This is a genomic window from Cereibacter sp. Soil_C_27 (assembly GCF_057657095.1).
On record NZ_JBDGJD010000012.1, the window covers coordinates 14675 to 28694 of the forward strand.

Below are 14020 nucleotides of genomic sequence, written 5' to 3' on the forward strand. Positions count from 1 at the left end.
CATGGATACGCGTCAGCTTAAGACTCTCATGGCCATCGGAACGCATGGCACCTTCGCCAGGGCGGCCGAGGTCGTGCATCTGACGGCCTCCGCCATCAGCCAGCAAGTTCAGGCACTTGAACAGGAGCTGGGAGTCGCGCTGTTCGAGCGGTCATCGCGACCGCCCAAGCTGACGCCCCAAGGTCTTCAAGTCATGGAGATGGCGCAGAACATCCTGCGGCTGGAAGCAGACACCAAGGCAAGCCTGCGAGGAGATCAGATCGCAGGAACCCTGATGCTGGGAACCGTCCGGACCAGCGGCCTCGGGCTGTTGCCGCGCACCATCTCGCAGATGCGGGTGGAGTATCCTGCGCTCAAGGTCAACCTACGGGTCGGGCTTTCGAGCCAGCTCATCGCCGATGTGGCCGCCGGCAGGCTCGACGCCGCGGTAGTCGCAGAACATACTGGGTTTCCGCCCGCGCTACGCTGGAGCCCCTTCCTGAAAGAGCCCCTCTTGATCATCGCGCCGAAAGGCATCGCAGTGGATGATCCGGTGAAGATGCTCGCCACCATGCCATTCGTTCGCTTCCGAAGCTCGGTGCCGCTGGCGAATCTGATTGATACCGAAATCTCTCGGATGGGCGTGGTGACCAATGACGTGGCCGAAATTGACACCATCGGTTCGATCGTGACATGCATGCGCCATGGGCTCGGAATTTCGGTGGTGCCACATGTCGCGCTCGAGGAACCTGAAGGTCAGGACCTGAGAAGGTTTCCGTTCGGCGAGCCGCAGGTGACACGTCAGATCGGCATTGTCGAGCGCACGCTCTCTCCACGCGGCGAAATTATCGTGCGCCTGCACGAAGTGCTCGCCCAGCTTTGTGGATCGCATGGTGTCCCAAGAGCTGGAATTGACGCATCCGCAGCCAAGTAGCGCATTTTCGAGCGAAAATCGTCGAGAGTATCGGCTTCTTTCCTCATCGCTGCCATGATGACCTTGGTATTGCCGAAAGGCTGCTTCAGGAACGGGCCGCCGCAGCTTGGCGCGACGGCTCGATTTGGTCAGAACCGCCCGAACCCCGCCACCGTGGGCAACCACAGCGACAGCGAGGGCAGCAGCCAGATCAGCGCCAGACTGATCATCAGGAGCGCCACATAGGGCACTGCGCCGCGGATGACATCGGCCAACGGCGCTCCGGTTATACCCTTGATGACGAATAGGTTCATCCCGACTGGCGGCGTGATCAGCGCCAGTTCCAGGTTGATCATCAGCATGATGCCATACCAGACCGGGTTGATGTCCAGCACCAGCAGCGAGGGCAGGATGATCGGGGTCGTGATCAGGATGATGGCGATCGTTTCGAGGAACATCCCCATCACGAAGATCGCCGCCATCACCAACAGCAGGAAGGCGGTCTGCCCCAGCCCCAGCGCCGTCACCGCCTCGACGATCTGCGCCGGCAGCCGGATCAGGGTGATGGCATGTCCGAAGATGGCGGCGGCGGCGATGATCATGAACAGCATCGCCGTGGTGCGCATGGTTTCCCACAGACAGTCCCACAGGTCACGCAGCGACAGGTTGCGGTAGACGAACACCGCCACCGCCAGCGCGTAGATTGCGCCAATGCCCGCCGCCTCGGTCGCGGTGAAGACGCCCAGATAGATCCCGCCCATGATCACCGGCGGCATCAGCACCGCCCAGATCGACCGGCGTAGCGCCCGCAGCACCTCGGGGGCTCCGACCCAGTCCTGCTTTTGCGTCCCGCCATGCGCATTGGCCTGCACCCAGCTGAACACCGCGAAGATGGCGGCGACGATCAGCCCGGGGATCAGCCCGGCCAGGAACAGGGCCCCGATCGAGGCATCCGACACGATGGCATAGAGGATCATCGGCCCCGAGGGCGGGATCAGGATGCCGAGCGTGCCACCCGCCGCGATGATCCCGTAGGTGTCGCGCGGCCGGTAGCCATATTTCTGCATCTGCGGGATGGCGGTGGACCCGATGGTCAGGGCGGTGGCCACCGACGAGCCCGAGATCGAGGCGAAGACCGTGCAGGACAGGATGGTGGCGAAGCCGAGCCCGCCCTTGACGTGACCGACCAGCTTGTTGGCCATGTCGAAGAGGTCATCCACCACACGGGTGCGGATCATCACATGCGCCATGAAGGCGAACATCGGGATTGCCGCCAGCAAAGGGGTGTTGAGGCTGGCGAACACCGTGTCCGCCATCGCGTCGATCTTGCCCTCCATCACCCACAGCACACTGAGGGAGGCGATGCCGAGCGCGGCGAAGATCGGCATCCCGGTCAGCAGCAGCGCGATCAGGGCTCCGAAGATCAGCAAGGCGGTCATGGGCGCCGCTCCTTACGGGTAAAGGACAAGATGCAATCGATCAGTCGCAGCGCCGCCATAGCCAGCAGCAGCCCGCCGCCTACCACCAGCGCCGATTGCGGGATCCACATCGGGATCTGCAGGTAGCCGGGGGAATAGGCGCCGAACAACCGCGAGAACTCTACCGTGTGCAGCCCGGTGCGCAGCAGGTTTGCGGCAAAGATACCGACCGCGACATGCGACAGCAGGTCGATCCAGCGGGCACCACGTGGACCCAGCCGTTCGGTGAGGATGTCGATCCGGATGTGATCGCCGCGGCGGTAAGCCTCTGCCGCGCCGAACATCACCATCACCACCACGAGGAAGCCGGTGGCCTCCTCCGTGCCGCGCAGGGGCGCGCTGAACAGGTATCGCCCGGCGACATTGACCGCTGTCAGCACCAGCACCGCCAGAATGGCAAGGGCGGCCACGGCGCCCGACAGGACGCCGATGACCTTCGCCAGACCGCCGACGACACCTTCCGGCGCCGCCGCCTCTTTTGCGTCAGGTGCCATCGGTCACTGGATCTTGGCGATCAGGTCCAGCAATTCCTTGCCGTCGGCACCACTTTCGGCCTCGAACCCAGCGGCAAAGGCCGGCTGCATGACCGCCTTGAACGCCTCGTTCTCGGCATCCGTTGCCACATGCACCTGCGCCCCAGTCGAGCGCAGCTGATCGGGCGCCGAGGCAGAGGCCTCGACCGAGGCGTCGATTGCCCAGCCTGCAGCCATTTCCCCAGCGACCTGCAGCGCCTGCTTCTCGGCATCGGTCAGGCCGTCATAGAAACCCGGCGTGACATAGCCGTGCAGATAGGCCGCAAGCACCGGCACCACGACGAAATGGTCCTGCACCTCGTAATACTTGCGGGACCATGCGGCGGCGACGTCGGTCACCGCGGCGTCGATCACGCCGGTGGCCAGCGCCTGATACACCTCGGACCCCGGCAGCGACACGGTCGTCGCACCCATCGCTTCCAGACCGCGGTCGAAGGCCGGCCCGAGGCCGCGCATCTTCACGCCCTTGAAATCATCGGGGGTCTGCAGGAATTTGCCGTTCGAGGTGAAGACCGACACGTTGGTCTGGAACATCCAGGCGACATTCTTGACCCCCTTCTCCAGCAGCTTGCCTTCCAGATAGCCAGCGGCCTCCGACGTCGGCCATTTCTTCCAAGCCTCGATCGAGGACATGGTGTAGGGGCCCACGGTCACGTTCATGATCGGCAGGGTCTTGCCCCACTGGAAGTTCAGCGAGAAGGCGCATTCGATCTCGCCCTTGGCGACGGCGAGAATGTTGTCATTGGCCTTGACCAGGCTGTCGGCGCCGAACACCTGCACGTCGATGCTGCCTTCCGACTGCGCCTCGACCTCGGCGGCCCACTTGTCGACGACAAGGGCGATGTGGTGGCCCGGCGGCAGCTGGTGGCTGCAGCGCATGACGGTTTCCGCCTGCGCGGCGCCGGCGCTGGCGGCGGTGACAAGGATTGCGGCGATGATGCTTGGTTTCATGGATTCTCCTCCCAGAGACGGCAGTTATGCCCGCCACGCCAGATTGGCGGGGGGGCCGGTCCGGGCCAGAGCGCCATACAGCGTCTCGTCCGGCATTTCGGTCGTCAGGATCTCGCGGATCCCGGTCAGGGACGCGAGGTCGATCCCTGTGGCAAATCCCATGCGCTCGCACAGATAGACCAGATCCTCGAACACCACATTGCCGGTGGCGCCCGGCGCGAAGGGGCAACCTCCCAGCCCCGCCAGCGCGCCGTCCAGCACCCGCGCCCCATGGTCAAGCGCTGCGGCGGCATTGGCTATGCCGGTGCCGCGGGTGTCATGCAGATGCACGATGAACGGCCGGTCGCCGCAGAGCCGCACCATGCCGTCGCACAGCGCCGCCACCTCGCGCGGGCCGGCATAGCCAACGGTATCGGCGATACCGACGATATCGGCGCCGGCCGCCAGGCAGGCCTCGGCCAGCCGCAGCACCTCTGCCGGCTTCACGGCGCCGGTGATCGAGCAGCCCAAAGCCATCGCTATTCCCGCGTTCACCAGGATGCGCGGCGCCTGCGCATCGCGCAGCGCCGCGGCTCGGGCAACCAGCGCGACGGACTCGGCGCGGCTGCGGCGGATATTGGCAAGGCTGTGCTCTTCGGTGGCTGAGACCACGCAGACCACCTCGTCGATCTTGTTGGCGAAGGCCGCCTCCATCCCCTTCTCGTTGAGCGTGAGGGCGGCGGCGTGCAGGCCCGGCAACTCGCGGGCCGAAGCGATCAGGTCGGGCAAATCGGCGAATTGCGGGAAGCGGGCGGCAGGCAGGAATGACCCAAGCTCAAAGTGCCGGACTCCGGCAGCATATTCGCGTGCCAGCCAGCCGCGTTTGGCGGCGGTCGAGGGGAAGGCCTTGACCAGTTGCAACCCGTCGCGCAAGCCGACCTCGCGCAGCGTCACCCGGTCATTGGGATAAGGCTGGGTCATGCTGCCTTTCCCATTGCGGCGGTAATCTCATCCTCGGTCATCCCCAATCCCGCCAGCACCTCGGCAGAATGGGCGCCGATGGCGTCGACGTTGCCGCCACCGGTCAGCATGGCGCCGTCCACCTCGAACGGGAGGGCAGGGGCGCGGAAGGTCTCGCCCGTCCACAGGGTCGATGTGGCAAGCCCGCCGGGGCGCATCACATGCGGGTCGTCAAACATGTCCGCGGGTTTCGAGATCGGCGAGAACGGCAGGCCGAGCCGCTCCAGATCCGTCACCAGCGCCTCACGGTCCCGCAACCGGATCGCGGCGGCAAAGACCGGGATGGTGCGGTCGCGGGCGTTGATCTGGTCCATGCGGAGCTGCAGGCCTGGGTCGGCCAGCAGCCCGGTCAGGCCAAGATAGTTGCACAGCGCCACCCACTGGCCTTCCGACACCGCGCCGACAAAAACCTGCTCGCCATCGGCCGTGTCGAAGATATCGTAGACCGGCCAGCTGAAATCACGTTCGGGCATCGGCAGCGGGCTGCGGCCCTCAAGCTCGAACTGCACCATGTGCTGCGCGACCAGCAGCAGACAATTCTCGAACAACCCGATGCGGATCGACCTGCCCTGCCCGGTCGTATCCCGCTCGCGCAGCGCTGCGATCACCGACAGCGCCCCGAACAGCCCGCCCATGATGTCATTTGCCGATGACCCGACCCGCAGCGGCCGCCCAGTGGGGCCAGTCATATAGGCAAGGCCAGTCATCATCTGCACCACCTCGTCCAGAGCGGTGCGGTTCTCATAGGGACCGGACAGGAAGCCCTTGTGACTGGCCAGGATCAACCGCGGGAAGCGCGCGCGCAAGTCCTGCGGATCGGCGCCCATCCGACCGAGGGCGGCATCGCGGAAATTCTCGACGAAGATATCGGCCGTGGCCAGCAGCCGGTCCAGCGCGGCGCGCCCCGCCTCTGATCTCAGGTCCAACTGCACCGACTTCTTGCCGCGGTTGAACAGCGGAAAGAACGGCCTTCCCATCCCGGTCAACGCGCGGGTCTTGTCGCCTTCCGGAGGCTCCACCTTGATGACCTCCGCGCCGAGAAAGCCAAGGAACATCCCGCAGGATGGCCCCATGATCATATGGCTCATCTCGACGACCCGGACCCCCGCGAGGGGGGCAAACGCGTCGTCCATTCCATCCTCCGTTTGCGCCACCCTAGGCTTGCCGGAGCTTCTGGAAAATCATATTGTTTGGAATGTTTCGTTCTAGGAATTAGAAAGCATGGACTCGCGCCAGCTGCGGTACTTCGCAGCGATCTATGACCAGCGCAGCTTGACCGGCGCGGCGGAAAGCGAGCGGGTCGCCGTCTCGGCGCTAAGCTATCATCTTGCAAACCTTGAGGCTGAACTGGGCTCGGCCCTGTTCGAGCGCAAGCCGCGCGGCCTGCATCCCACCGCGGCGGGCGTCCGGTTGAACACGCATGCCCGCGCGATCTTGCGGGCGATGGAGGCTGCCGCGCGCGATCTGTCCTCGATCCGCGACACCGTTTCGGGCGAGGTGACGGTGGGACTTGCCTATTCCGCGGTGAAGGCGATCGGCGTCGATCTGGCTCGGCGGGTTCTGGCGGACTATCCGGAGCTGACGTTGATCCTGTCGGAAAGCCTGTCGGGGACCACGCTGCTGCACCTCAAATCCGCGGATGTTGACCTGGCGCTGGTCTACAATCCGCCGCCCACACCCACGCTGCGCGCCACGCCGCTGCTGGAGGAGACAATGGTGCTGGTCGGGCGCCGCGACATGATCGGCGACACCGACACGCCGATCACGGTGGAGGAATTGCTGACGCTGCCGATCATCCTGCTGAGGCAAGGCGTGTCGGCGCGGGCGCTGCTGGAGGATGTGCAACTGCTGCGCAAGCTGGAGGCGCGGGCCCGCTTGCAGTTGAACTCGGTCCAGGCCATCGCCGGGTCGCTGGTCGCAGGCCTCGGCTGCGCCATCGGCACCAAGCTGTTCATGCGCGAACAGATCGAGTCGGGCGCGCTGCACTGGCGCCCGATCACCGACCCGGTGCTGACACGGACGCTCTTCCTGTGCGAGATTGCGGACCGGCCACCGACCATCGCGCTGGAAACCACCCGCACGCTGATCCTCGACCTGATCGGGCAGGCGGTCGCCGATGGCGCCTGGGAAGCGCGACTTCTTTAATGTTGCGCCTGGGTCGCCGGAGGTCCGGCTGATCCTCACTCACCGCCATGGCAGCTATTGAACCCTCCAACGCAGCCGGTCACGGCCAGGTCGACATCGCTCGACAGGCTGACACAGAACGTCAACATCCTATAGATGAACGGCGACAGCTACCGGCTCGGGTAATCACCCGGTCGCTCGGCGACGGCGAGGTCAACCTCACGGTGATCAACGAGCTGAATGACACTCCGGACTGTCCTTCCCAGGCCCCACTGGCTTCATCGACTGCCAGCAGCACCCGGACTATAATGGCGGCCCCTTCAGGCCATGCACCGGATTCTTGCTCTGCATCAGAGCTTGACGACGCGCTCCGGCGCCGTTGGTTGCTACGCATCAAGGCCCATCTCGCCGATCAGCCGCACCAGCCAATCGACGAAGACCCTGACCTTGTTGCTGAGGTGGCGGTTCGGCGGATAGACCACATAGAGCGGGATCTCCTTCACGCCCCAGGCCGGCAGCAACTCCACGAGGCTACCGCTGGTCAGATGATCCGCCGCCATGACGCGCGGCAATTGGCCAGCCCCCAAGCCAGACAGAACCGCCGCCATGTAGCTGCGCGCATCATTGACCGAGAGGACATAGTGCGGAACGATCTCGACGCGTTCCTCGCCCCTGTCGAACGTGAACGGCATGATCCGGTTGCTCGGCGGCATGAAGTAGCTGACGCAGTGATGGCCCTGCTCGAAGTCTGCCGGATGCCGCGGCACACCCAGTCGTTCCACGTATCCGGGAGCGGCGCAGAGGACCAGGTCCAGCTGACCCACACGCCGCGCGATGAGCGACTGATCCGCAGGTTGGCCCCCGCGCAAGGCGATGTCGACGTTTTCGGCCAAGTAGTCGACAGTCCGGTCGCCAACGCCGAGATCGATCTGGATGTCGGGATAGGTCCGGCTGAACTCCGCCAGGGCGGGAATGACGATCCAGTCGGCGAAGATGCCGGCCATCTCCACCCGCAGGCGTCCTCCGGGGGTCACCTGGGACTGGGACAGGCTGGCGTCCAACTCGTCGACCTCTGCCACGATGCGCAGCGCCCGCTCATAGTAGAGAGCCCCGTCGGTCGTCACCATCACCCGCCGCGTCGTCCGGTTGAGCAGCTTTGTCTTCAGATGCGCCTCGAGGTTCTGGATGAGGTTGGTCATCGTCGCCTTCGGCAGGCCGAGCCCTGCGGAGGCTCTGGTGAAGCTGCCTGTCTCTACAACCCGGAGGAAGGCACGCATCGCCGACAGCTGATCCATCTGTGGTCTAGCGCCTCCGTCATTGTTCGAAATAGAGAATAGTGTAATCAGGAAATACTATCTTATTCAAAACGGCGAACAAGGCTAGATTGCCGACTAGGAAGATTGGTCAGGGCATAATGTCCGCAGCATCAACCTTGGATAACCCGCGCCATGACTGTCAACGTGAAGCACATGATACTCGAGAAGGTGGCCGTCGGCGACGTCTCCGCACAGATCTATCAGCGCGCAGGCTCGACAACGTGTACATCGGTTCTTCTGTATTTCCACGGTGGAGCCTTCCTCCGCTCCGGCCTTCAGGACTGTCCGCTGGCACGCTGTCTCGCGGAGGCAGGGGCCACTGTCGTGGTGCCCGACTACAACGCGCTACTCGGCGGGGTCTTTCCGAAACCGCTGGAAGTGGGCTTTGCGGTCTTTTCCGCGCTTGCGAAGAAACGAGCGGGCTTTGGCGACCGAAAGTCGCTGCTGATCGTCGGCGGCGTGGAATCCGGTGCGAATGTCGCGGCGGCGGTCGCGCTGAAGGCGCGAGACCATTTCGCCAGCGAACTGGACGGTCAGGTGCTCGCCTCGCCCCTGCTCGATCCCTTCATGGGCTCGGCCTCCTTCCGCAGTGCGGACGACGTCGGCATGCGTCGCACTTGGGAGGCTGGCTGGGCGCATTACCTGAGCGGCGGGATCTGTCACCCCTACGCCGCGCCCTGCACCTGTTCCCGCCTCGGCGGCGTGGCACCGGCCTTGGTGCTGACCTCCGACGACGATCCGTTGCGGGACGAGACCCGAGGGTTCGCCAGACACCTGACAGATGCCGGGGTCGGCGTTCACCAGCATACCCTGCCCGCCACGTCGGGTTGGCCCTCCATCTATGGCGGGGCGGTCTCCAACCCACCGACCTGGCAAGAGGCCGTGGGTCGGCACTTTTCCAGTTTTATCCGAGATCTCAGCCCGTAGTGAGCTGGCCCGACGAAGGCTGACCCACTCCGGCATCCGAAAGCCCCCAAGGAGACCATCATGACATCGACAATCAAACGCTGGGCCCTCGTGGGCACCGGGCTTGGAACGGCTGCTTTGCTCTCGACCGCCGCCGTCTTCATCGATATGCCGCTGAGCCCAAAAGCCGTGGCGGCGGATGTGGCGGCGGAAGCCCCGGCTGTGCCGGTGACCATCTCCGTCATGGAGGCGCGCGACGTGAGCACCTGGCAGGAGTTTTCGGGGCGGCTCGAAGCGGTCGACCGGGTTGACATCCGCTCCCGCGTCGCAGGGGCCATCCAGTCCGTGGACTTCCGCGAAGGCTCAATGGTGAAAAAGGGCGACCTTCTGTTCACCATCGACCCCGCCCCCTATCAGGCGGCCGTTTCGCAGGCAGAAGGGCAGTTGGCATCAGCCGAGGCAAGGCTCAGCCTGGCCCGGATCGAACTTGAGCGCGGCAAGTCGCTGTCCCAGAACCAGGCGATCTCGCAAAGCATCCTCGACCAGCGCGCGAACGCGGTCGCCGAGGCGCAGGCGGCCCGAAAATCGGCAGAGGCCGTCCTGCAATCCGCGCAACTGGAACTCAGCTATACCCGGATCCACGCGCCGGTGACCGGTCGGATCGGCAAGGTGGAGATCACTGTGGGCAATCTGGTCGCCGCCGGGTCCGCCTCGGCCGCCCTGACCACTCTGGTGTCGGTCGATCCGATCTATGCGAGCTTCGACGTCGCCGAAGAGGTTGCCGCACAGATCCTCGCGACACTTCGCGCATCGGATACCGCAGGCACCTGGCTTGAAGATATCCCCGTCGAGATCGGCTCGGCAGTGAAAGACGGCGCGCCGATCACCGGCAAATTGCAGTTCATCGGCAACCATGTCGATGCGGCAAGCGGCACCATCGGCGTCCGCGCCGTGTTCGACAATCCGGGTGGCAGATTGATCCCCGGCCAGTTCGTGCGGATCCGCATGGGTGAGCCGCAGGCCGAGAAGCGGATCCTTGTCAGTGAACGGGCCGTCGGCACCGATCAGGACAAGAAATTCGTCTACGTCATCAGTGCCGACAACACCGTGGCTTACCGCCTCGTCCATCTCGGAGGCACTGCAGAGGGCGCGCGGATCGTCGAGAGCGGGCTCGCTCCGGGCGACCGGGTGGTCGTGAACGGTCTGCAACGCATCGCCCCGGGCACGGTCGTCGCCCCGCAGACCGATGATGTCGTCGCCGCCCTGAAATAACGGCTGTCGCGGGGAGCCAGAGGCTCTTCGCAAACATCCGCAAAACCCCCGGTCCGTCTGCGGAGACATTCGCTGGCCCGGTCCCCTCATGCAGTTTGTCCTGGAAAGGGCTTGGAAATGAGTATCTCGAGATTCTTCATCGATCGCCCGGTATTCGCTGGCGTGCTGTCGGTCCTCATCGTCGTGGCAGGTCTCATCGGCATGAGAGCCCTGCCGATTTCGGAATATCCGGAAGTCGTGCCCCCCTCGATCGTCGTCCGCGCGGTCTATCCGGGCGCAAACCCGGTCGTCATTTCCGAGACGGTCGCCACGCCGCTTGAAGAGCAAATCAACGGCGTCGAGGACATGCTCTACATGAACAGTCAGGCCACCTCGGACGGGGTGCTGACTCTGACGGCCACCTTCAAGCTGGGCACCGATCCAGACAAGGCGCAGCAGCTGGTCCAGAACCGTGTGGCGCAGGCCGAGCCTCGCCTGCCCGCCGAGGTGCGCGCGCTTGGCGTCACCACGGTCAAGAGCTCGCCCGATTTCATCATGGTGGTGAATCTGGTGTCTGACACCGACCGCTACGACATCACCTACCTGCGCAACTATGCCACGCTGAACGTCAAGGACCGGCTGGCGCGCATCGAGGGTGTGGGTCAGGTGCAGGTCTTCGGGGCCGGTGACTACGCGATGCGCGTCTGGCTCGATCCAGAGAAGGCCGCCCAGCATGGTCTCGCCGCGAGCGACATCACCAACGCTATCCGTCAGCAGAACGTCCAGGCGGCGGCAGGCATCATCGGTGCATCGCCCTCCCCGTCCACCACCGAGCTGCAACTGAACGTGAATGCGCAGGGCCGTCTCGGCACGCCCGAGGAGTTTGGCGAGATCATCGTCAAGACCGGCGCGAATGGCGAGATCACCCGGCTGCGGGATGTGGCCCGAGTCGAGCTGGGCGCGGCGGACTACACCCTGCGGTCCTTGCTCGACGGCCAGCCGGCTGTCGCCATTGCCGTCCTGCAGGCGCCCGGATCCAACGCGATCGAGATTGCCGACCAGATCTATGCCACGATGGACGAGCTGCAGGTCGCCATGCCCGAGGGGGTCCGATACGAGATCGTCTATGACACGACCAATTTCGTGCGCTCGTCCATCGAGAAGGTCATCCACACCTTGTTCGAGGCGGTCGCCTTGGTCGTGCTGGTCGTCATCGTCTTCCTGCAGTCATGGCGCGCCTCCATCATTCCGCTGATCGCGGTCCCGGTGTCGATCATCGGCACCTTTGCCGTGATGTATGCCTTCGGCTTCTCGATCAACGCGCTGACGCTGTTCGGGCTGGTGCTGGCCATCGGCATCGTCGTCGACGACGCCATCGTCGTGGTCGAGAATGTCGAGCGCAACATCGATCTCGGGCTCACGCCGCGGGAGGCCACCTATCGCGCCATGCGCGAAGTGTCCGGGCCGATCATCGCTATCGCCTTGGTGCTGGTCGCGGTCTTCGTGCCGCTGGCTTTCATCAGCGGGCTGTCCGGCCAGTTCTACCGCCAGTTCGCGCTGACCATCGCCATCTCGACGGTGATCTCGGCCATCAACTCCCTCACGCTGTCGCCCGCTCTGGCCGCGCTGCTGCTGAAGGACCGTCACGCGCCGAAGGACCGGCTGACCCGCGGCATGGACTTCGCCCTTGGCTGGTTCTTCCGCAGCTTCAACCGGCTGTTCGGTTTGGCCTCAGAGACCTACGGCAAGGGCGTCGGAAGACTCCTGTCGCGCAAAACCGTGGTCATGGTGGTCTATCTGGCCCTCGTCGGTGGCACCTATTCCGTCTTCAATGCAGTGCCTGGCGGGTTCGTGCCGGCGCAGGACAAGCAGTATCTGATCGGCTTCGCCCAGCTTCCCGACGGAGCGACGCTGGATCGCACCGAAGACGTCATCGAGCGGATGAGCGCCATCGCGCTGGAGCAACCGGGCGTTGCCCATGCCATCGCCTTCCCCGGCCTGTCGATCAACGGCTTCACCATTGGCTCAAACTCCGGGATCGTCTTTGCCGTGCTTGACGACTTCGACGAGCGCACCTCGCCGGAGCTGTCGGGCGAGGCCATCGCGCTGCAGCTGAACCAGAAGTATGCCGGCATCCAGGACGCCTTCATCGCCATGTTCCCCCCGCCGCCGGTCAATGGCCTCGGCTCCACCGGGGGCTTCAAGATGCAGATCGAGGACCGGGCCGGACTTGGGTATCAGGCGCTCGACGCAGCAACAAAGGACTTCCTCGCCCAGGCCTACCAGGCCCCCGAGCTTGCAGGTCTGTTCTCCAGCTTCCAGATCAATGTCCCGCAGCTCTATGCCGACATCGACCGGCCGAAGGCCCAGCAGCTCGGAGTGGCGGTCACCGATGTCTTTGAGACGCTGCAGATCTACCTCGGGTCGCTCTACGTGAACGACTTCAACGCCTTCGGCCGAACCTACAGCGTCCGTGTCCAGGCCGATGCGCCGTTCCGCGCCATGCCCGAGGATATCGGCCGGCTTCAGGTGCGGTCGCAATCGGGCGAGATGATTCCGCTGGCCGCCCTGCTGAAGGTCGAGAGCACCACGGGTCCCGAACGGACAACGCGCTACAACGGATTCCTCGCCGCCGACATCAACGGCGGCCCGGCTCCGGGGTTCTCCTCCGGTCAGGCGGAAGCCGCTGTCGAACGCATCGCCGCGGACACCCTGCCGCCGGGCATCGGCTTCGAGTGGACCGACCTGACCTATCAGCAGATCCTCGCCGGCAGCTCCAGCTTCGTCATCTTCGGCCTCGCCCTGCTGCTGGTCTATCTGGTGCTCGCGGCCCAGTATGAAAGCCTGACTCTGCCCATCGCCATCATTCTGATCGTACCGATGGGTGTGCTGGCGGCGCTGACCGGCGTCTGGCTGACGGGGGGAGACAACAATATCTTCACCCAGATCGGCCTGATGGTGCTGGTGGGGCTCTCGGCGAAGAACGCGATCCTGATCGTCGAATTCGCCCGCGAGCTAGAATTCGATGGCCGAACCCCGGTGCAGGCCGCCATCGAGGCCAGCCGCCAGCGTCTGCGGCCGATCCTGATGACCTCGATGGCCTTCATCATGGGCGTCGTCCCTCTTGTCATCTCGACCGGCGCGGGTGCCGAAATGCGCTCGGCGATGGGCGTCGCGGTGTTCTCCGGCATGATCGGGGTCACCTTCTTCGGCATCTTCATGACCCCGGTGTTCTATGTCCTGATGCGTCGCGTGGCAGGCAACCGGGCGCTGATCCAGCACGGCGAGGTCTTTGAAAGCGAAACGGGAAGAGGTGCTGTAGTAGCAGAATAGCATCGCCGGTGGCCGCGCATCGTTTGGCGGCCGTCGGCATCTGGATCGGAAGCCGACGGCAACGGCTTCCGATAGGTGCGGTCCCAGCTCATCGGAACGAGCATCAGTTAGCTTGTCCCCGGGACGCATCACAAACACCCCGCTCCATGATCGAATCCGAGTATGGCCGGTGCACACCTGCTCAAGTAAGCTAATTGGGTCTCGCTCGAAGAAGCGCACGCCAAACGCAAGGTGGCC

The 14020-nt window shown here is 64.5% G+C and carries 11 protein-coding genes; 5 read left to right on the forward strand and 6 right to left on the reverse strand.

Annotated features, from left to right (window positions below; all coding sequences use genetic code 11):
* Window position 1: 1 nt before the first annotated feature.
* Window positions 2-913, forward strand: a complete 912-nt coding sequence (locus AC3A5Z_RS23125; RefSeq protein ID WP_487521627.1) for a LysR substrate-binding domain-containing protein — start codon at window positions 2-4, stop codon at window positions 911-913.
* Window positions 914-1041: 128 nt separating this feature from the next.
* Here the strand turns inward: AC3A5Z_RS23125 and AC3A5Z_RS23130 are convergent, their stop codons facing one another.
* Genes AC3A5Z_RS23130 through AC3A5Z_RS23150 form a run of 5 tightly spaced genes read right to left on the reverse strand, consistent with a single transcriptional unit; the run spans window position 1042 to window position 5986 of the window.
* Complete coding sequence (locus tag AC3A5Z_RS23130; protein WP_487521628.1) at window positions 1042-2331, reverse strand: TRAP transporter large permease; 1290 nt, start codon at window positions 2329-2331, stop codon at window positions 1042-1044.
* Window positions 2328-2864: a TRAP transporter small permease gene (locus tag AC3A5Z_RS23135; protein WP_487521629.1), complete on the reverse strand. Its 537-nt coding sequence runs from the start codon at window positions 2862-2864 to the stop codon at window positions 2328-2330. The genes AC3A5Z_RS23130 and AC3A5Z_RS23135 overlap by 4 nt, the downstream gene beginning before the upstream one ends.
* Window positions 2865-2867: 3 nt before the next feature.
* Window positions 2868-3854: a TRAP transporter substrate-binding protein DctP gene (gene dctP / locus AC3A5Z_RS23140; RefSeq protein WP_487521630.1), complete on the reverse strand. Its 987-nt coding sequence runs from the start codon at window positions 3852-3854 to the stop codon at window positions 2868-2870.
* Window positions 3855-3878: 24 nt separating this feature from the next.
* Window positions 3879-4814, reverse strand: coding sequence for a hydroxymethylglutaryl-CoA lyase (locus tag AC3A5Z_RS23145; protein WP_487521631.1), 936 nt, complete (start codon window positions 4812-4814; stop codon window positions 3879-3881).
* Complete coding sequence (locus tag AC3A5Z_RS23150; RefSeq protein ID WP_487521632.1) at window positions 4811-5986, reverse strand: CaiB/BaiF CoA transferase family protein; 1176 nt, start codon at window positions 5984-5986, stop codon at window positions 4811-4813. Before AC3A5Z_RS23150 ends, AC3A5Z_RS23145 begins: the two co-directional genes overlap by 4 nt.
* Before the next feature lie 88 nt (window positions 5987-6074).
* Here AC3A5Z_RS23150 and AC3A5Z_RS23155 point away from each other — a divergent pair, with 88 nt between their 5' ends.
* A complete protein-coding gene (locus AC3A5Z_RS23155) occupies window positions 6075-6998 on the forward strand; it encodes a LysR family transcriptional regulator (RefSeq protein ID WP_487521633.1) in 924 nt (307 codons plus the stop codon).
* Window positions 6999-7363: 365 nt separating this feature from the next.
* On the opposite strand, the gene AC3A5Z_RS23160 is transcribed toward AC3A5Z_RS23155, so the two are convergent.
* On the reverse strand, window positions 7364-8272 hold the full coding sequence (locus tag AC3A5Z_RS23160) for a LysR family transcriptional regulator (protein WP_487521634.1): 909 nt from the start codon (window positions 8270-8272) through the stop codon (window positions 7364-7366).
* Window positions 8273-8425: 153 nt separating this feature from the next.
* On the opposite strand from AC3A5Z_RS23160, the gene AC3A5Z_RS23165 reads away from it, so the two are divergent.
* From AC3A5Z_RS23165 to AC3A5Z_RS23175, 3 genes are all read left to right on the forward strand, one after another.
* Complete coding sequence (locus AC3A5Z_RS23165; protein WP_487521635.1) at window positions 8426-9220, forward strand: alpha/beta hydrolase fold domain-containing protein; 795 nt, start codon at window positions 8426-8428, stop codon at window positions 9218-9220.
* Window positions 9221-9280: 60 nt separating this feature from the next.
* Window positions 9281-10471 carry an efflux RND transporter periplasmic adaptor subunit gene (locus tag AC3A5Z_RS23170; RefSeq protein ID WP_487521636.1) on the forward strand — a complete coding sequence of 397 codons (1191 nt, stop codon included), beginning with the start codon at window positions 9281-9283 and terminating at the stop codon, window positions 10469-10471.
* Between the two features lie 117 nt (window positions 10472-10588).
* Window positions 10589-13783, forward strand: a complete 3195-nt coding sequence (locus AC3A5Z_RS23175) for an efflux RND transporter permease subunit (protein ID WP_487521637.1) — start codon at window positions 10589-10591, stop codon at window positions 13781-13783.
* The last annotated feature ends 237 nt before the right edge of the window (window positions 13784-14020 follow it).